This window comes from Nonlabens ulvanivorans (genome assembly GCF_000732625.1).
Lineage (GTDB): Bacteria > Bacteroidota > Bacteroidia > Flavobacteriales > Flavobacteriaceae > Nonlabens > Nonlabens ulvanivorans.
Genome location: NZ_JPJI01000032.1, coordinates 970,610 through 985,765, shown reverse-complemented (window position 1 = coordinate 985,765; position 15,156 = coordinate 970,610). Strand labels below are relative to the sequence as shown.

The 15,156-nt window shown below is 35.2% G+C and carries 18 protein-coding genes; 17 read left to right on the top strand and 1 reads right to left on the bottom strand.

Features of this window, described 5'->3' with window-relative positions; all coding sequences use genetic code 11:
* The first annotated feature begins 5 nt into the window (after positions 1-5).
* The 9 genes from IL45_RS11545 (at position 6) to IL45_RS11510 (ending at position 6,669) form a co-directional block, all read left to right on the top strand.
* Positions 6-626 (top strand): bifunctional nuclease family protein, encoded by a 621-nt coding sequence (locus IL45_RS11545; protein ID WP_036584079.1) that lies wholly within the window; start codon positions 6-8, stop codon positions 624-626.
* Positions 626-1,822 (top strand): NupC/NupG family nucleoside CNT transporter, encoded by a 1,197-nt coding sequence (locus IL45_RS11540; protein WP_235183344.1) that lies wholly within the window; start codon positions 626-628, stop codon positions 1,820-1,822. Before IL45_RS11545 ends, IL45_RS11540 begins: the two co-directional genes overlap by 1 nt.
* A complete protein-coding gene (locus IL45_RS15290; RefSeq protein WP_235183343.1) occupies positions 1,752-2,093 on the top strand; it encodes a nucleoside transporter C-terminal domain-containing protein in 342 nt (113 codons plus the stop codon). The genes IL45_RS11540 and IL45_RS15290 overlap by 71 nt, the downstream gene beginning before the upstream one ends.
* A gap of 126 nt (positions 2,094-2,219) precedes the next feature.
* Positions 2,220-2,618: a thymidylate synthase gene (locus IL45_RS11535; protein WP_036584078.1), complete on the top strand. Its 399-nt coding sequence runs from the start codon at positions 2,220-2,222 to the stop codon at positions 2,616-2,618.
* Positions 2,619-2,742: 124 nt separating this feature from the next.
* Complete coding sequence (locus IL45_RS11530) at positions 2,743-3,567, top strand: thymidylate synthase (protein WP_036584075.1); 825 nt, start codon at positions 2,743-2,745, stop codon at positions 3,565-3,567.
* The gene (locus IL45_RS11525; protein WP_235183368.1) at positions 3,527-4,150 is read left to right on the top strand and encodes a hypothetical protein; all 624 of its coding nucleotides are present in this window, start codon (positions 3,527-3,529) and stop codon (positions 4,148-4,150) included. Before IL45_RS11530 ends, IL45_RS11525 begins: the two co-directional genes overlap by 41 nt.
* Positions 4,151-4,252: 102 nt before the next feature.
* On the top strand, positions 4,253-5,419 hold the full coding sequence (egtB, locus tag IL45_RS11520; protein ID WP_036584069.1) for an ergothioneine biosynthesis protein EgtB: 1,167 nt from the start codon (positions 4,253-4,255) through the stop codon (positions 5,417-5,419).
* Positions 5,416-6,381 (top strand): L-histidine N(alpha)-methyltransferase, encoded by a 966-nt coding sequence (locus tag IL45_RS11515; RefSeq protein WP_036584066.1) that lies wholly within the window; start codon positions 5,416-5,418, stop codon positions 6,379-6,381. Before egtB ends, IL45_RS11515 begins: the two co-directional genes overlap by 4 nt.
* A gap of 6 nt (positions 6,382-6,387) precedes the next feature.
* On the top strand, positions 6,388-6,669 hold the full coding sequence (locus tag IL45_RS11510) for a DUF427 domain-containing protein (protein ID WP_036584064.1): 282 nt from the start codon (positions 6,388-6,390) through the stop codon (positions 6,667-6,669).
* 92 nt (positions 6,670-6,761) lie between these two features.
* Here the strand turns inward: IL45_RS11510 and IL45_RS11505 are convergent, their stop codons facing one another.
* Positions 6,762-7,274: a lipocalin-like domain-containing protein gene (locus IL45_RS11505; protein ID WP_160165402.1), complete on the bottom strand. Its 513-nt coding sequence runs from the start codon at positions 7,272-7,274 to the stop codon at positions 6,762-6,764.
* Between the two features lie 271 nt (positions 7,275-7,545).
* On the opposite strand from IL45_RS11505, the gene rplM reads away from it, so the two are divergent.
* The 8 genes from rplM (at position 7,546) to IL45_RS11465 (ending at position 15,143) form a co-directional block, all read left to right on the top strand.
* Positions 7,546-8,001, top strand: a complete 456-nt coding sequence (gene rplM / locus IL45_RS11500; RefSeq protein WP_036584058.1) for a 50S ribosomal protein L13 — start codon at positions 7,546-7,548, stop codon at positions 7,999-8,001.
* Position 8,002: 1 nt separating this feature from the next.
* Positions 8,003-8,389 carry a 30S ribosomal protein S9 gene (rpsI, locus tag IL45_RS11495; RefSeq protein WP_006796104.1) on the top strand — a complete coding sequence of 129 codons (387 nt, stop codon included), beginning with the start codon at positions 8,003-8,005 and terminating at the stop codon, positions 8,387-8,389.
* 197 nt (positions 8,390-8,586) lie between these two features.
* On the top strand, positions 8,587-9,396 hold the full coding sequence (rpsB, locus tag IL45_RS11490; protein WP_036584053.1) for a 30S ribosomal protein S2: 810 nt from the start codon (positions 8,587-8,589) through the stop codon (positions 9,394-9,396).
* A gap of 41 nt (positions 9,397-9,437) precedes the next feature.
* Positions 9,438-10,400 (top strand): translation elongation factor Ts, encoded by a 963-nt coding sequence (tsf, locus tag IL45_RS11485; RefSeq protein ID WP_036584051.1) that lies wholly within the window; start codon positions 9,438-9,440, stop codon positions 10,398-10,400.
* Positions 10,401-10,523: 123 nt separating this feature from the next.
* Positions 10,524-11,408, top strand: coding sequence for a hypothetical protein (locus IL45_RS11480; RefSeq protein ID WP_036584049.1), 885 nt, complete (start codon positions 10,524-10,526; stop codon positions 11,406-11,408).
* A gap of 98 nt (positions 11,409-11,506) precedes the next feature.
* Positions 11,507-12,214 carry a UMP kinase gene (pyrH, locus tag IL45_RS11475; RefSeq protein ID WP_036584047.1) on the top strand — a complete coding sequence of 236 codons (708 nt, stop codon included), beginning with the start codon at positions 11,507-11,509 and terminating at the stop codon, positions 12,212-12,214.
* 44 nt (positions 12,215-12,258) lie between these two features.
* Positions 12,259-12,813: a ribosome recycling factor gene (gene frr, locus IL45_RS11470; protein WP_036584046.1), complete on the top strand. Its 555-nt coding sequence runs from the start codon at positions 12,259-12,261 to the stop codon at positions 12,811-12,813.
* Positions 12,814-12,962: 149 nt separating this feature from the next.
* On the top strand, positions 12,963-15,143 hold the full coding sequence (locus IL45_RS11465; RefSeq protein WP_036584044.1) for a DUF5686 family protein: 2,181 nt from the start codon (positions 12,963-12,965) through the stop codon (positions 15,141-15,143).
* The last annotated feature ends 13 nt before the right edge of the window (positions 15,144-15,156 follow it).

The following is a 15,156-nucleotide window of genomic DNA, read 5'->3' as shown; positions in this document are numbered from 1 at the left end:
ACTCTATGAGTCTAAAACGACTTAACATACGCGGTATATCATACAGCGAGACACAAAACGGTGCTTATGCACTAGTTCTCAAAGAAGTAGGTGGCGATCGACAGCTTCCTATAGTAATAGGTGCTTTTGAAGCACAAAGCATTGCTATAGCACTTGAGAAAGAAATAAGTCCACCTAGGCCACTTACTCATGATCTTTTTAAAACGTTTGGAGAACGTTTTGGTATAATTGTAAAGCAAGTTATTATTCACAAACTAGTGGATGGTGTTTTTTTCTCAAGCCTTATTTGTGAGAGAGATAAAATTGAAGAAATTATAGATGCAAGAACAAGTGATGCGATTGCACTTGCTGTAAGATTCAAAGCTCCTGTTTTTACCTATGAAAACATTCTAGACGAGGCCGGTGTACAATCACACATCAGACCCGATAAAGAATTACAAGAAGATCCTCTAGATCTAAGCAATGATGAGTTCATTGAAGAACTAATCAATACTGAGCATCACGATGAGGAAGATAATTACAGCCATTTAAGCGTTAAAGAATTACACAAAATGCTAGATGATGCTGTATCGAATGAAAATTATGAACTAGCCGCGCGACTGCGTGATGAAATATCAAAACGATAATGAATCTGCCATCCATACTTTCTCAACGCAATGTGTGTTTGAGTGTTTTATTATTATTTATCTCTTTTACAGCACAAGCAGTATTGCCATCGTCCAGCAATATTGTGATTCAAGAAATAACTACAAATAACATTTCAATTTCTAACGTCACTGAACCTAATGTGACTTTTGAAAGTATTTACAGAGGACTTATCGGGATCGCATTTTTACTGGGAATAGGATTTGCTTTTAGTGCCAATAGAAGAAAAATAGATTGGCGATTAGTCATTATCGGCATTAGTTTACAAATAATTTTTGCAACCTTATTTTTATTAGTGGAAGAAGTTGCAGCCGTTTTTCAATGGATTGCAGAGAAAGTTGTAGAATTTCTAGCAGTAGCAGAAGAAGGAGCCCAGTTTGTTTTTGGAAATCTTGTAGATCCATCTCAAAGTATGGGTTACATATTTGCTTTTAAAGTGTTACCTACAATCGTTTTCTTTTCAGCGTTTACTTCATTACTTTATTATCTAGGTATTTTACAAAAAATCGTTTACGTATTTGCTTGGGTTATGAGTAAAACCATGCGTTTAAGTGGTGCAGAATCCCTTGCTGCAGCAGCAAATATTTTCATCGGTCAGACGGAAGCTCCATTAGTAGTAAAGCCATACTTAGACAAAATGACAAAATCAGAAATTCTTTGCTTAATGGTTGGTGGAATGGCTACTATAGCCGGTGGAGTTCTTGCTGCCTTTATCGAATTTCTAGGTGGTACAGATCCCATAGCTAAAGCAGAATTTGCTAGACACTTGATAACAGCATCTATTATGAGTGCTCCAGCTGCAATTGTGATGGCAAAAATGCTTTTCCCTGAAACAGACACAGATAAAATAGACCGCAAACTAGATATCTCTAAAGAAAAAATAGGTTCCAACGTTCTAGACGCTATCTCAAGAGGAACAACAGATGGTCTTAAACTTGCTGTTAACGTAGGTGCCATGCTATTAGTATTTACCGCAATTATCGCTGTTGTCAACTGGTTTCTAGGGGATCTTATAGGTGCACCTAGCGGACTTAACGATTTAATAGTGGACGCTACTGATGGACGTTATCAAAAATTCTCCATGCAATATATTTTAGGTAATTTATTTGTCCCCAATTGCATGGATTATCGGTGTGCCTGCTGCAGATATTGTAGCCGTAGGTCAGTTATTAGGTGAGAAAACAATTCTTAATGAATTCTTTGCATATGCTTCATTAAGTAAATTAAAAGCCGCAGGCGTGTTGACTAACTATCGATCTATAGTTATATCGACATATGCTCTTTGTGGTTTTGCAAACTTTGCTTCTATAGGTATTCAAATAGGAGGAATAGGTGTATTAGCTCCTAGTCAACGCAAAACATTAGCTGCTTTTGGTATCAAAGCTTTAATAGGCGGTACTTGTGCCGCATTACTTACAGCAACTATTGCAGGAATGCTTTTTGGATAATTAAGATTATAACAACTGCTTAAATATTTAAACCTTTAATCCTATTACAAGGGCACTTCTTAAACAGGAAATGATTTTTTAAGAAAATTTTAATAACTTTGCTTACCTAAAATTTGGTTTAAAGTTATGTTACCATCTGATCATATTGCACATGCAAACCACCATTTTCAATATGATTTTGGCAATCTTTATTGTTTTGACAATTATGTAATTGGTATTATAAATGACCAAATTAATATTGGCACCACAGAAGCAAAAACTATTCTTAACGCCTTGAACAAGTATTTTACAGGCAAACAATTTGTATACATTGCTAATCGAGCTTTTTCACATAATATTGATTTATCTGTGTATAAACTAGTAAATCCTAAAAAACTAGTAGGGATTGCCATAGTATCACCTCATGAAAATGAAATAGAGCGCGCAGTTGAAGAACAACAATTATACTCTGGCTCTTTTGGTTTATTTAAAAATGTAGAAAGCGCTATTGCCTGGGCTAACACCTTTCAAAAAGTAGAAGGATAGTTTTAAAACCCGTTGATAAAGTCTTTATTTTTAAATTTATTTTTCAGTAGATTGGATAATTAATTCTCCTATTTTGTACCCTACATAGAGTCATTCTTTTATTCTATAATTCAAGCAGGAAAAAATGAAACAGTATCACGATTTACTACAACACATATTAAATGAAGGAACCGATAAAGGTGATCGCACAGGTACCGGAACGAGAAGCGTTTTCGGTTATCAAATGAGGTTTAACCTGCAAGAAGGCTTTCCCATGGTTACCACTAAAAAATTACACCTTAAATCGATAATTCACGAGTTATTATGGTTTCTTACTGGTGATACAAACGTAAAATATTTACAAGATAATGGTGTGCGTATCTGGAATGAATGGGCAAATGAAAACGGTGATTTAGGACCTGTTTACGGACATCAATGGCGCAACTGGAATAACGAAGACATTGATCAAATTAAAGATATAATTCACACACTAAAAAACAATCCTAATAGCCGTCGTATGATGGTAAGCGCCTGGAACCCAAGCGTCATGCCAGACACTAGCGTTAGCTTTTCTGAAAACGTGGCAAATGGAAAGGCAGCACTACCGCCATGTCATGCCTTTTTTCAATTTTATGTATCAGACAATAAGCTGAGTTGTCAACTCTATCAACGTAGTGCTGATGTTTTTTTAGGCGTTCCTTTTAATATTGCCAGTTATGCCTTATTTACCATGATGATGGCACAAGTATGCGGTTTTGAATATGGTGATTTTATTCACACTTTTGGCGATGTTCATATATACTCAAACCACATGGAGCAAGTCAAATTACAACTGTCTAGAGAACCTCGCGCACTACCCATTATGAAAATGAATCCAGATATCAAGGATATTTTCAATTTCACATTTGATGACTTTACATTAGAGAATTATGATCCGTATCCAGCAATTAAAGGTGCCGTTGCTATATAGTATGAAATCGATAATTCTACTATTATTTTTTGTTTCAACTTTTACAATTGCCCAAGATACCGATCCTGCATATGAAGATTTTTTGGAAATTGATGATACAGAATACAAGGATTCACCCAGCTTTTATGTAGTTGATTTAAAAATGATATCTTCTGATCCAGGAATGGCTACAGCAAGTTGGGACGCTCACAAATCACTTACTAAGTTCCTAGTAGAGCTTTATGACCCTACTAACAATACATTGTTTCACCGCAAGATTTATAGAGATAAATCAATAGAAATACCAGCTAGTGCAAAATTAGTTGTATCACCTATCCACTTAAATCTTAAGGGAAAATCTAAGACCACTACTCTATCTCAAAGTAATTATAAATTACAGATAGAACAACGCAAGAACATGGATAAGCTCTTAAAGCAAATGCAAGAGCAAGATAATCGCAATCATCAATCTTCAAAAGAGATTCCATGGCGATGGATTTTTAGAGGTATTGGTTTACTTGCGCTAGTCATAGGGTTGATTGCAAGATTTGCTGGCAATAAGGCAGAGTTTAAAGACTATGATAGACGCAACCGAAAGCCTTGATTAAGCACGCTTTCGCGAAAGCGATATCATAAACATCCTAACTATTTCACAAAATCCTATTAGTTTGCTAGACTTTTGAAAATTACTTTTAACTTTGAGAGAATGAATTCAAAAGAAAATCTTCTTAAACTGTTTTTAGACACTAGAAAGCATACAGAAGCTTTATGCAAACCATTGCAAAAAGAAGACTATGTAGTGCAACCTATAGTAGATGTATCGCCACCTAAATGGCACTTAGGACACACAACCTGGTTTTTTGAGGAATTCTTATTAGACGGATACCTTGCTGATTATAAAAGATTTCATAGTCAATATGCTTATGTATTTAATAGCTATTATGAAAGTATAGGTGCTCGTGTTGTACGCACAGATCGAGGAAACCTATCAAGACCTAGTGTGGATGAAGTTTATGAATATCGCGCATATGTTACAAAGCACATGGCACAGCTTATTGAAAATCACTGGAACGAGGACCTGATCCCAGTACTAGAAATAGGTATTCATCACGAAAAACAACACCAAGAACTATTACTCACTGATATTAAATATATATTAGGTAATAACCCTTTATCACCTGTGTACGGAAACATAGAGGATGAAGTATTCATAAATAATAAAACTCCTAAATGGCTTGAGATGCCAGCGCAAATCTATGAAGTAGGACATTCTAAAAAGGAGTTTTGCTATGATAATGAGCAACCACGCCATCGCATATTTCTAGAAGCATATCAAATATCTAGTGAGTTAGTTACTTGCGGAGAATGGATAGACTTTATTAATGATGGCGGCTACGCAAATGTAATGCTATGGCACACAGAAGGCTGGGATTGGGTTCAAAAAAACAATATATGCGCACCTATGTATTGGTTTCAAGAAAACGATCAATGGAATCAATACACTTTGAATGGTATTACTGGTATAGATAAATCTAGTGCTATTACTCATGTATCCTACTATGAAGCATTTGCCTTTGCACAATGGAGAGGCATGCGACTACCTACTGAGTTTGAATGGGAAGCCGCACAACAAAAATTTAGTTGGGGAAAAAGATGGGAATGGACAGAAAGCGCTTACCTACCTTACCCTAATTACCAAAAACCTGATGGTGCCCTAGGAGAATATAATGGTAAATTTATGGTGAACCAGAAGGTGCTTAGAGGTAGCTCTGTCGCAACTCCTAACAATCACACAAGATCGACTTACAGAAACTTTTTTCATCCTAATTTAAGATGGCAATTTACGAGTTTGAGACTCGCACAATCTATATGACAAAGCAAGAAATATTTCAATTAGAATTTGAAAATCACGTAACAGAAGGGCTAAAAGCATTTCCTAAATTTTTAAGTTCCAAATACATTTATGATGACCGTGGTGATGAATTATTTCAACAAATCATGGCTCTTCCAGAATATTACCTTACCGAGGCAGAATACAATATTATCGATACTCATAAGGATAACTTAAGAAAGGTTTTTAACACTCATGGAGCGTTTGATCTGATCGAGTTAGGTGCTGGAGATGGTAAAAAAACTAAAGTATTATTAAAAGAACTAGTAACAAACAAAGTAGATTTTACATACATACCAATAGATATAAGTCAACACGCAATTGATGATTTAACTAACTCTCTAACCACATTATTACCAGATCTAGAAGTACAAGGAGAACAAGGAACATATTTTAAAGTCCTAGAAAGACTAGCCACATACAACAAAAGACCTAAAGTCATTATCGTTTTAGGATCTAACATAGGTAACCTTGACCATCCTCAAGCAATAGATTTTTTGATAAAAATCAAAGACGTAATGTCTGACCAAGATTTTCTTTTTATGGGGTTTGACCAAAAGAAAGATCCATTAACAATTCAGCATGCATATGCCGATTCTCAAGGAGTAACTCAAGAGTTTAATCGCAACTTATTACATCGTATCAACAAAGAAATGGACGGAGACTTTCCAGTCAATAACTTTGAACACTGGGAATCTTACGACCCAGAAACAGGCACTGCAAAAAGCTACCTGATAGCAACAGAACCTTGTGTTGTAGAAATTAAAAAGTTACAACTAAAGACGACTTTCAAAAAATGGGAAACCATACACTGTGAAATATCTCAAAAATATGATGACGATACCGTAGAGTGGTTAGCAAATAAATCAGGTTTAGAAATTGAAAAGATTTATGAAGATCATCAAAAGCTCTTCAAGGATTATTTATTTAAAATAAAAAAATAAAAGTTTATGAAAGCCATCTGGAATAATCAAATTATTGCCGAAAGTAACGATACTAAAGTTATTGAAAACAATCACTACTTCCCTAAAAACAGTATAAAAAATGAGTATTTTAAAAACAGCAACACTCAATCTAACTGTCCTTGGAAAGGACTAGCTAGTTATTACACTTTAGAGGTAAACGGAGAAACAAATAAGGATGCTGCATGGTATTATCCAGACACTAAACACGCTGCAAAAGAAATTGAAGGATATGTAGCTTTTTGGAAAGGCGTAACCATCTCTGAATAAAAGTAATTCTAACAAAAAGTCCATAATTAAGAAAATGTTTCTTGATTATGGACTTTTAAGTTAGTGACCTTCTCAGTCTACTAATGAAGATGTTAGATTTTGTTGTAAACGAAATCTAAACTCATAATACCACTAGCAGGAGTACCTGCCGCTCCACTAAAATATTGCGCAACGTCATTATCATCAACATTAAATGATAAGGTAGATGTGGTAAGTAGAACTTGTTGAGATTCTGTAGCTGTTCCTCCATTAACATTAACCGTGATTGTTAAAGTACCGTTTGCATAAGAATAAGTACCGCTTTCAACATTTGTATTACAAACTAAATTATTAGAAGCATCAAAACTAACCTCTGCAATTGTAGATGTAAAAGTACCATCTGCATTAAAGCTAATCGCCATGCTATCAAAACAATTAGTTTCATTAGTTAATTCCATATTTGTGATCATATCTTGATTTAAATCAACAGCAACATCGGCTGTAAGCGTACTTAACACATAATTACCAACAAGAGCTGCATTATTATTAATTGATTGATTTTCATCATTAGTACAAGCCGTGAAAGCAAATAATATAGCGATTAAGGGAAAAATTAATTTTTTCATCATTATTATTTTTGTTAAAGATAACAAATTATAATAATGTACTATTTTTGAAGCAATTAGCACAGCACAACCCTTGAATCTATTGACATCGAGACATCGTAGCGATATTACAAAACGTAATATTAAAATGAAAAAAGAAGAGCAAAACAATTAAAAGTGAAGAACAACTTTATTTTTTTTGAATCTCACTGCTTGTCAATCAAATATAAAATCATACATTTGCAGCCCGATTTTAACCATTGAAATCGTTACAATTTAAAACAGGTTCAAAGTGAATACGTTAAGTTACAAAACAGTTTCTGCTAATAGCGCTACAGTAAACAAAGAATGGGTACTTGTAGATGCAGCAGACCAGCCACTAGGTCGTATGTCTTCAATAGTTGCAAAACTATTAAGAGGAAAATATAAGACAAATTTCACTCCACACGTAGATTGTGGAGACAATGTAATTGTGATAAATGCTGACAAGGTGAAGCTTTCTGGTAATAAGTGGTCTGAGAAGACTTACATACGCCACACAGGTTATCCAGGTGGGCAGCGCAGCCTTACTGCTCAGGAGCTTTACGATAAAGACCCTACAAGAGTAGTTGAAAAAGCTGTGAAAGGAATGTTACCTAAAAACAAATTAGGAGCAGCAATATTCCGTAACTTAAAAGTGTACAGCGGCGCTGAACACGGTCAAGACGCACAACAACCTACGACTATCAACTTAAACGAGATCAAGTAAGATGGAAACATTACACAAAATAGGTAGAAGAAAAACTGCCGTAGCTCGTGTATACCTTAGCGATGGAGAAGGTAATATCACTATAAACAATAAAGACCTTAAAGACTACTTCACAACTGGTACTCTTCAATATAAAGTAAACCAACCGTTTGCTTTAACTGAAACTACTGGAACATATGACGTAAAAGTAAACGTATATGGTGGTGGAATCACTGGACAAGCAGAGGCTATACGTCTTGCACTTTCTAGAGCTCTAGTAGAGATCGACGAAGAGAATCGTCTAGTATTGAAACCTGAAGGCCTTATGACACGTGACCCAAGAATGGTTGAACGTAAGAAATTTGGTCAGAAGAAAGCAAGGAAGAAATTCCAATTCTCTAAGCGTTAATACTGCAAAGAAATTATCATCCCATTTGGTTTCACAATCAAATGGGATTTGTTCTTATATTTTTTTAATTTTTAATTTGCTGTCATCCCGATTGCCGTCGGGACCTAGTTTAGCATCTAAATGATTATGGCGATTTTCAATTCTATTGAAATGACCACTTAATCATTGCTATCTGACAGAACGTAAACTATCTAAACATGGCAAATAACACAGAAGTCAAGAATCTTCTTGACGCAGGTGTCCACTTCGGTCACCTTACACGCAAATGGGATCCAAATATGGCACCATATATTTATATGGAGCGTAACGGGATTCACATCATCAACCTTTACAAAACTAAAGCTAAGCTGAATGAGGCTAATGATGCTTTACGTAAAATCGCTGCATCTGGTCGTAAGATTCTTTTTGTTGCTACTAAAAAGCAAGCAAAAGACATCGTTGCACAACATGCAGGTGATGCTAACATGCCTTATATCACTGAAAGATGGCCAGGTGGAATGCTTACAAACTTTGTAACAATCCGTAAAGCTGTTAAGAAAATGGCTCTTGTAGATCGCATGAAGAAAGATGGTCGTTATGAAACTCTTTCTAAAAAAGAACGTTTACAAGTAGACCGTATGAGAGCTAAACTAGAAAAGAACTTAGGTTCTATTGTAGACATGACTCGTATGCCAGCAGCACTTTTCATCGTTGACACTGTACGTGAGCACATCGCTGTTAAAGAAGCATTGAAATTAGGTATTCCTATTTTTGCAATGGCTGATACTAACGCAAATCCTCGTGATATCGATTATGTTATACCATCAAATGATGATGCATCAAAATCTATCGATATTATAGTAAACTCTGCCGCCGAAGCTATTAAAGCTGGTCTTGAAGATCGTAAGAACGAAAAGAACAACGAGGCAGCAAAAGCTGAAAAGGCTGAGAAGGATGCTAAAGCAGCAAAAGCTGAAAAGACTGCAAAAGCAGCAAAAGAGGCTGTAAAAACTGAAGAAGAAGAATAAATCATAATCTCTGGGAATCCAGAATCTAAAATATTTTCAACATGGCAAAAATAACCGCTGCTGAAGTAGGAAAATTAAGAAAGACCACTGGTGCTGGTATGATGGACTGTAAAAAAGCCCTTGTAGAAGCTGAAGGTGATTTTGAAAAAGCAATTGAAATCCTAAGAAAAAAAGGTCAAAAAGTAGCTGCAAAGCGTGCTGACCGTGACTCTTCCGAAGGTGTAGTAGTTGCAAAAGTAAATGAAAGCAACACTAGAGGTGTTATGATTTCACTTAACTGTGAGACTGACTTTGTTGCAAAAAACGATGATTACGTTGCACTAGCTAATAAAATTGCTGATGTTGCTCTTAACACTAATACTAAAGAAGAATTGCTTGCTGCAAGCTTTGATGGTATGACCGTGGCTGAGAAACTTATCGAGCAAACAGGTGTAATAGGTGAAAAATTAGAAATAGGTGGTTTTGAAGCATTTGAAGCTCCATTTGTAGGTGCATATGTACACGGTGGAAAAATTGGTGCTTTAACTGGACTTTCTACAGCATCTGACAATTCAAGTGAAGTAGCAAAATCGGTTTCTATGCAAGTAGCTTCTATGGGAGCAACGACACTTTCTTACAAAGATTTTGATGCTGATTTTGTACAATCAGAAACTGAAGCTCGTATCGCTGCTATCGAAAAAGATAACATCGAGCGCGGACGTTTAGGAAAGGCGTTGAAAAATATCCCTCTTTTCATTTCAAGATCTCAAGTTACCGACACTGCTCTAGCTGAGGCTAAAGTACGTTTTGAAGAAGAATTAAAAGCTGAAGGTAAACCAGAAGCTATTTGGGATCGTATTATCCCTGGTAAACTTGAACGTTTTATCTCTGACAACGTTTCTTTAGATAAAGAACTTGCTTTGTTAGATCAAGATTTCATTATGGACGACAGCAAAACTGTTGCACAATATGTAGAGTCTAAAGGTGCTAGCGTTGTAGGATTCAAAAGAGTTTCTATCGCTTAATAAGCTTTCAATAGAATTTTAAAAATCCCATCTAAGATTTACTTAGATGGGATTTTTTTTGTTTATAATTTTGCTTTCGCGAAAGCGAAACTGTTATATCTATCTTATTTTTACCTTTGTATTATGCTCAAATACCTGATTCCACTACTAATAATAGCTGTTACTGGCTGCGCTAATCTGTCTAAGCCCGACACTACATCTTTTACATTTAAAAAGGTAAGTGAATTACCACCATCAATCAATGAAAGCTCTGGATTGATTATAATAGACGGTAAATTAATCACTCATAATGACTCTGGTAATATGCCCATGTTGTATCAATTAGATACTACAGGTATTATTACAGACTATATTAAATACAACTATCTTGCAAATCACGACTGGGAAGCAATCGCTCAGTCAAACAACGCAATACATATTGCCGATATCGGAAATAATCTAGGTGACAGAAAAGATTTAAAAATCTATAATATCATAAAAAACGGCATTTGGCAAGAAGATATTGATATAGACATATCTACCATTACATATTCAACACAAACGGATTTTAAACAACGTAATCAACAACATTCTTATGATGCAGAAGCTATAATCATCATAAATGAAGTGATGTATTTATTTTCAAAAGACTGGATCAATTTTACTACTTCAATTTACAGCTTACCACTTTATCAAGATACGTCTTTAAATAGCCATCAATCAATAAATACAAAGGGCCTCGTTACTGATGCTGCTTTTAATAATAATGACACAGTATTGTTATGTGGTTACAATCAAAGCCTTCAACCTTTTATAGCTCAATTAAAATTTAAAGATGGTAATTTCACTCTAATTAAGAAAGTAGATTTACCTATCGAAGGTGCGCAAATTGAAGCAATAGCCTATTACGGCAAAAATCAGAAAGACCAAGATGTTTATTACCTTACTAGCGAAGCTGTAAATGTTAGACTAGGAGATGATGAAGCAAAAGTTGCCGGAGAACTTTATAAATTGATCTGGCCCGAATAAAGAGAATAGATTACTAAACAAGAATAACACGAAGATTAAAATCGCACTCTGAATCAAAAAGGAATTCCTTTATATTTGCACAACCTCAGACACACCTTATGAAATACAATCGCATCCTTCTTAAATTAAGCGGAGAAGCATTAATGGGAAATAGACAATATGGTATTGATCCAGAACGTCTTTCAGAATATGCTCAAGAAATTAAAAAAGCTATTGACAAAGGGATAGAAGTAGCTATCGTTATAGGTGGTGGTAATATCTTTAGAGGTGTTGCTGGCGCTAGTGCAGGAATGGATCGTGTACAAGGAGACCATATGGGAATGCTTGCTACTGTTATTAATGGCCTTGCCTTGCAAAGCGCGCTTGAAGATGCTGGCATACCTACTAGATTACAATCTGCAATTAAGATTAATGAAGTAGCAGAACCTTTTATACGTCGTAAGGCGATGAGACATCTAGAAAAAGGTCGAGTAGTCATCTTTGGAGGAGGAACAGGTAACCCTTATTTTACGACAGATAGCGCAGCTGTATTAAGAGCCATAGAAATTGAAGCAGACGTTATTCTAAAAGGTACACGTGTAGATGGTATTTACACAGCAGACCCAGAAAAAGATGATAATGCTACTAAATTTGACTTCATAAGCTTTGATGATGTTTTACGTAAAGGATTAAAAGTAATGGACACCACAGCATTTACATTAAGTCAAGAGAATGAATTGCCGATCATCGTTTTCGACATGAACAAGAAAGGTAATTTGATGAAAGTTTTAAGTGGTGAAAATATAGGAACGAGAGTACAATTATAAATAGTGGCAATATATTTGCTAACCGTTAAGTATAAATTTGAGCTATGAACGAAGAATTAGAACTAGTTATAGATGCTTGTAAAGAAGGAATGGATTCTGCCATTGTACATCTTGAAAAGCAATTATTAAATATCCGTGCTGGTAAAGCTAGTCCAGCAATGCTAGGTAGTGTATTTGTAGACTATTATGGTAGCCAGACACCTTTAGGACAAGTAGCAAATGTTGCTGCTCCAGATGCCAGAACCATCACCGTCACTCCATGGGAGAAAGGCATGATTACAGAAATTGAAAAAGGTATCATGTATGCTAACCTAGGTTTAAATCCTATGAATAATGGAGAAAGCGTTATTATCAACGTACCAGCATTAACTGAAGAAAGACGTATAGATCTTGCAAAGCAATCTAAAAGTGAAGGTGAAGATGCCAAAATTGGTGTTCGTAACGATCGTAAAACTGCCATGAATGATTTGAAAAAGCTTGGTTTATCAGAAGATTTATTAAAAACATCTGAAGAAGAGGTACAAGAACTTACTAATGCTTATATCGCTAAGATTGATAAAATCGTAACGGTAAAAGAAGCAGAAATCATGAAAGTATAAACACATACTTTTTGTATTAAAACGCCAGCTATTTCGCTGGCGTTTTTTTTGATTGATAAATTTCTAAATAAGTAATAAGATTCTTTATTAGGGCATATGCTTCTTGTATTTTTATCGTTACTTAGTTAAGTATTATATTAATGTTCTCAATGAGGTACTGGCCTTTCATTTCTTTTCTTTTTTTAAGCATCGTTGTTCAAGCACAAAAAGATGTGACGCCTGCATTAGAAATAATTAAAACTTGTATTGAGAATAAGGATGTAAACAACCCTTTAGAGACTTTAAACACCTTTCAGTATGATAGCTATGAAAACCTTAAGATAGCAGGTAATCCCGAAGCTATTACGGGTTCCGGCTATAAAAAGACAGAACTAAGGAGAACATTACTTAAAACAGGAGTTTTTTTATCTGAAAAAACATCTGACATCGTAAACGATCAATCCCAAGGTTTTAAAGAACTTATCACGGCGGCTTTTATGCCTGGTTTTGAAACACCGGTTTACCCTATCTATAACATCAATTTTCAATCACGCAATTTATATCAAGACACCTATGTTGTTTTTGACCAGCATTATATCAATCCTATTTCTAATAATGGGCTCAATAGTTATAATTATGAAACGATAGGTGACACTTTAATTGAAAATAGAAAAATTAATATTATAGGATTTGCCCCTATTGAAACATCTATCTCTACCCTATCAGGCACTCTTTATATAGACCAAGAAACTAAAGCCATTGCAAAAGCTCATTATAATATCTATAAGGACTTAAGAGTTGAGACCAAACATGATTTTGTTTATGACTCCTTACACCATCTATGGTATTGTTCCTATAGTGAGTTATTCATAAAAAAGACAAATAACATTAAAGAAATTGAGCTTTTTGGTGGTCGTTTTGAGGTAGGAACACGCAAGCAAAAAGATATTGATAGTGAGACCGATGAGCTTTATCTCATAATGAAAAGGTATCAAAAAAACTTTAAAACTAACCGCAAGGTTAATTTTGGTCAAAAAGGAGTTTCCATTGAAATCCCAGAAACCTCCATTGATAAACCACTCAATTATTGGGACACATATCGCAATGAAGAACCTTTTACAACTCAAGAACTCGCTAACTTCATGCAGCTAGACAGCATCGTAATGGCTGAGAAAGTAACACGGAAACTTGAAGTCATAGAAAAGTTTAAGGTAGGTTATTATCCGGTAGGCTTCTTTGATATAGACCTTAAATACCTTATAAAATTTAATGAATACGAAGCCTTCAGAATAGGTGTAGGTGGCACGACCAACGATAAATTTTCTGAGAAATGGCGAGTGAGTGGCTACGGCGCCTTTGGGACCAAAGACAAGGTATTTAAACATAATATTACTTTGGGTTATAGAATTAGTGAAGAAAACAACACATGGATTAGCGCCTATAAAACAGATGATATTAATGAGTTTGCAGGAGCTAGATTTCTAACTGACGCTAGAGTTTACTCACTATTTGAACCACGACTCATTAACATCCCTACATTTTATCTATACAAAGAATACGGTGTATCATTACAACAACGCTTATTTCCATCTGTGATTAGTGAGTTCTCGCTTTCGCGAAAGCGTATTTCACAAACCACAAATTATGTGTTTGCACCTGATGGTAATCCATTTATCAACTATGTGTTAGCTGAGGCAACAATTGCTGCCCGTTGGAGTCCAAAAAGTGAATTCATGAAAACACCTAAAGGATACCAAGAAACAACAAAAGGATATCCAATTTTAAGTGGGCAAGTCACTAAGGGAATTCAAGGATTATTAGACAGCGACTTTAATTATTTAAAATTTTCTGGTAAAGCGTCTTATACCATCAATAGAATAAACGGTTCTAAAACAGCATTTTTATTAGAAGGTCATTATGCAAGTGGTGACGTACCGTTAAGTCATTTATTTCATGCTTATCCCAACGCACCTACTAAAGATGAAGTACTACAACGGTTCTCTGTAGCAGGCAGAAATAGTTTTGAGACCATGTACTTTAATGAGTTTTTCTCTGATCGTATCGCGACGCTACAAATGCGTCATAATTTTGCGCCATTTCATATAACTTCTTGGCTCAACCCAGAATTAGTAATTACCTCGCGATATGCTATTGGCGACTTCAATGATATAGGAGATCACCTTAATATCGATTTTAAGAGACTTAATAAAGGTTATACAGAATCTGGTTTTGAATTAAATAAATTAATTTACGGTTTTGGAATTAGCGCGACCTATCGATACGGCGCCTATCATTTGCCTCAATTTTCTGACAACCTAGCGCTTAAATTTACTTTCTACCTAGAAATTTAAAATTCATACTCTC

What these genes read in the sequence shown, in the direction of transcription:
- IL45_RS11545 (WP_036584079.1), top strand. Translation starts at nt 6, where the DNA reads ATGAGTCTAAAACGACTTAACATACGCGGTATATCATACAGCGAGACA.
- IL45_RS11540 (WP_235183344.1), top strand. Translation starts at nt 626, where the DNA reads ATGAATCTGCCATCCATACTTTCTCAACGCAATGTGTGTTTGAGTGTT.
- IL45_RS11535 (WP_036584078.1), top strand. Translation starts at nt 2,220, where the DNA reads ATGTTACCATCTGATCATATTGCACATGCAAACCACCATTTTCAATAT.
- IL45_RS11530 (WP_036584075.1), top strand. Translation starts at nt 2,743, where the DNA reads ATGAAACAGTATCACGATTTACTACAACACATATTAAATGAAGGAACC.
- IL45_RS11525 (WP_235183368.1), top strand. Translation starts at nt 3,527, where the DNA reads ATGATCCGTATCCAGCAATTAAAGGTGCCGTTGCTATATAGTATGAAA.
- egtB (WP_036584069.1), top strand. Translation starts at nt 4,253, where the DNA reads ATGAATTCAAAAGAAAATCTTCTTAAACTGTTTTTAGACACTAGAAAG.
- IL45_RS11515 (WP_036584066.1), top strand. Translation starts at nt 5,416, where the DNA reads ATGACAAAGCAAGAAATATTTCAATTAGAATTTGAAAATCACGTAACA.
- IL45_RS11510 (WP_036584064.1), top strand. Translation starts at nt 6,388, where the DNA reads ATGAAAGCCATCTGGAATAATCAAATTATTGCCGAAAGTAACGATACT.
- IL45_RS11505 (WP_160165402.1), bottom strand. Translation starts at nt 7,274, where the DNA reads ATGAAAAAATTAATTTTTCCCTTAATCGCTATATTATTTGCTTTCACG.
- rpsI (WP_006796104.1), top strand. Translation starts at nt 8,003, where the DNA reads ATGGAAACATTACACAAAATAGGTAGAAGAAAAACTGCCGTAGCTCGT.
- rpsB (WP_036584053.1), top strand. Translation starts at nt 8,587, where the DNA reads ATGGCAAATAACACAGAAGTCAAGAATCTTCTTGACGCAGGTGTCCAC.
- tsf (WP_036584051.1), top strand. Translation starts at nt 9,438, where the DNA reads ATGGCAAAAATAACCGCTGCTGAAGTAGGAAAATTAAGAAAGACCACT.
- IL45_RS11480 (WP_036584049.1), top strand. Translation starts at nt 10,524, where the DNA reads ATGCTCAAATACCTGATTCCACTACTAATAATAGCTGTTACTGGCTGC.
- pyrH (WP_036584047.1), top strand. Translation starts at nt 11,507, where the DNA reads ATGAAATACAATCGCATCCTTCTTAAATTAAGCGGAGAAGCATTAATG.
- frr (WP_036584046.1), top strand. Translation starts at nt 12,259, where the DNA reads ATGAACGAAGAATTAGAACTAGTTATAGATGCTTGTAAAGAAGGAATG.
- IL45_RS11465 (WP_036584044.1), top strand. Translation starts at nt 12,963, where the DNA reads ATGAGGTACTGGCCTTTCATTTCTTTTCTTTTTTTAAGCATCGTTGTT.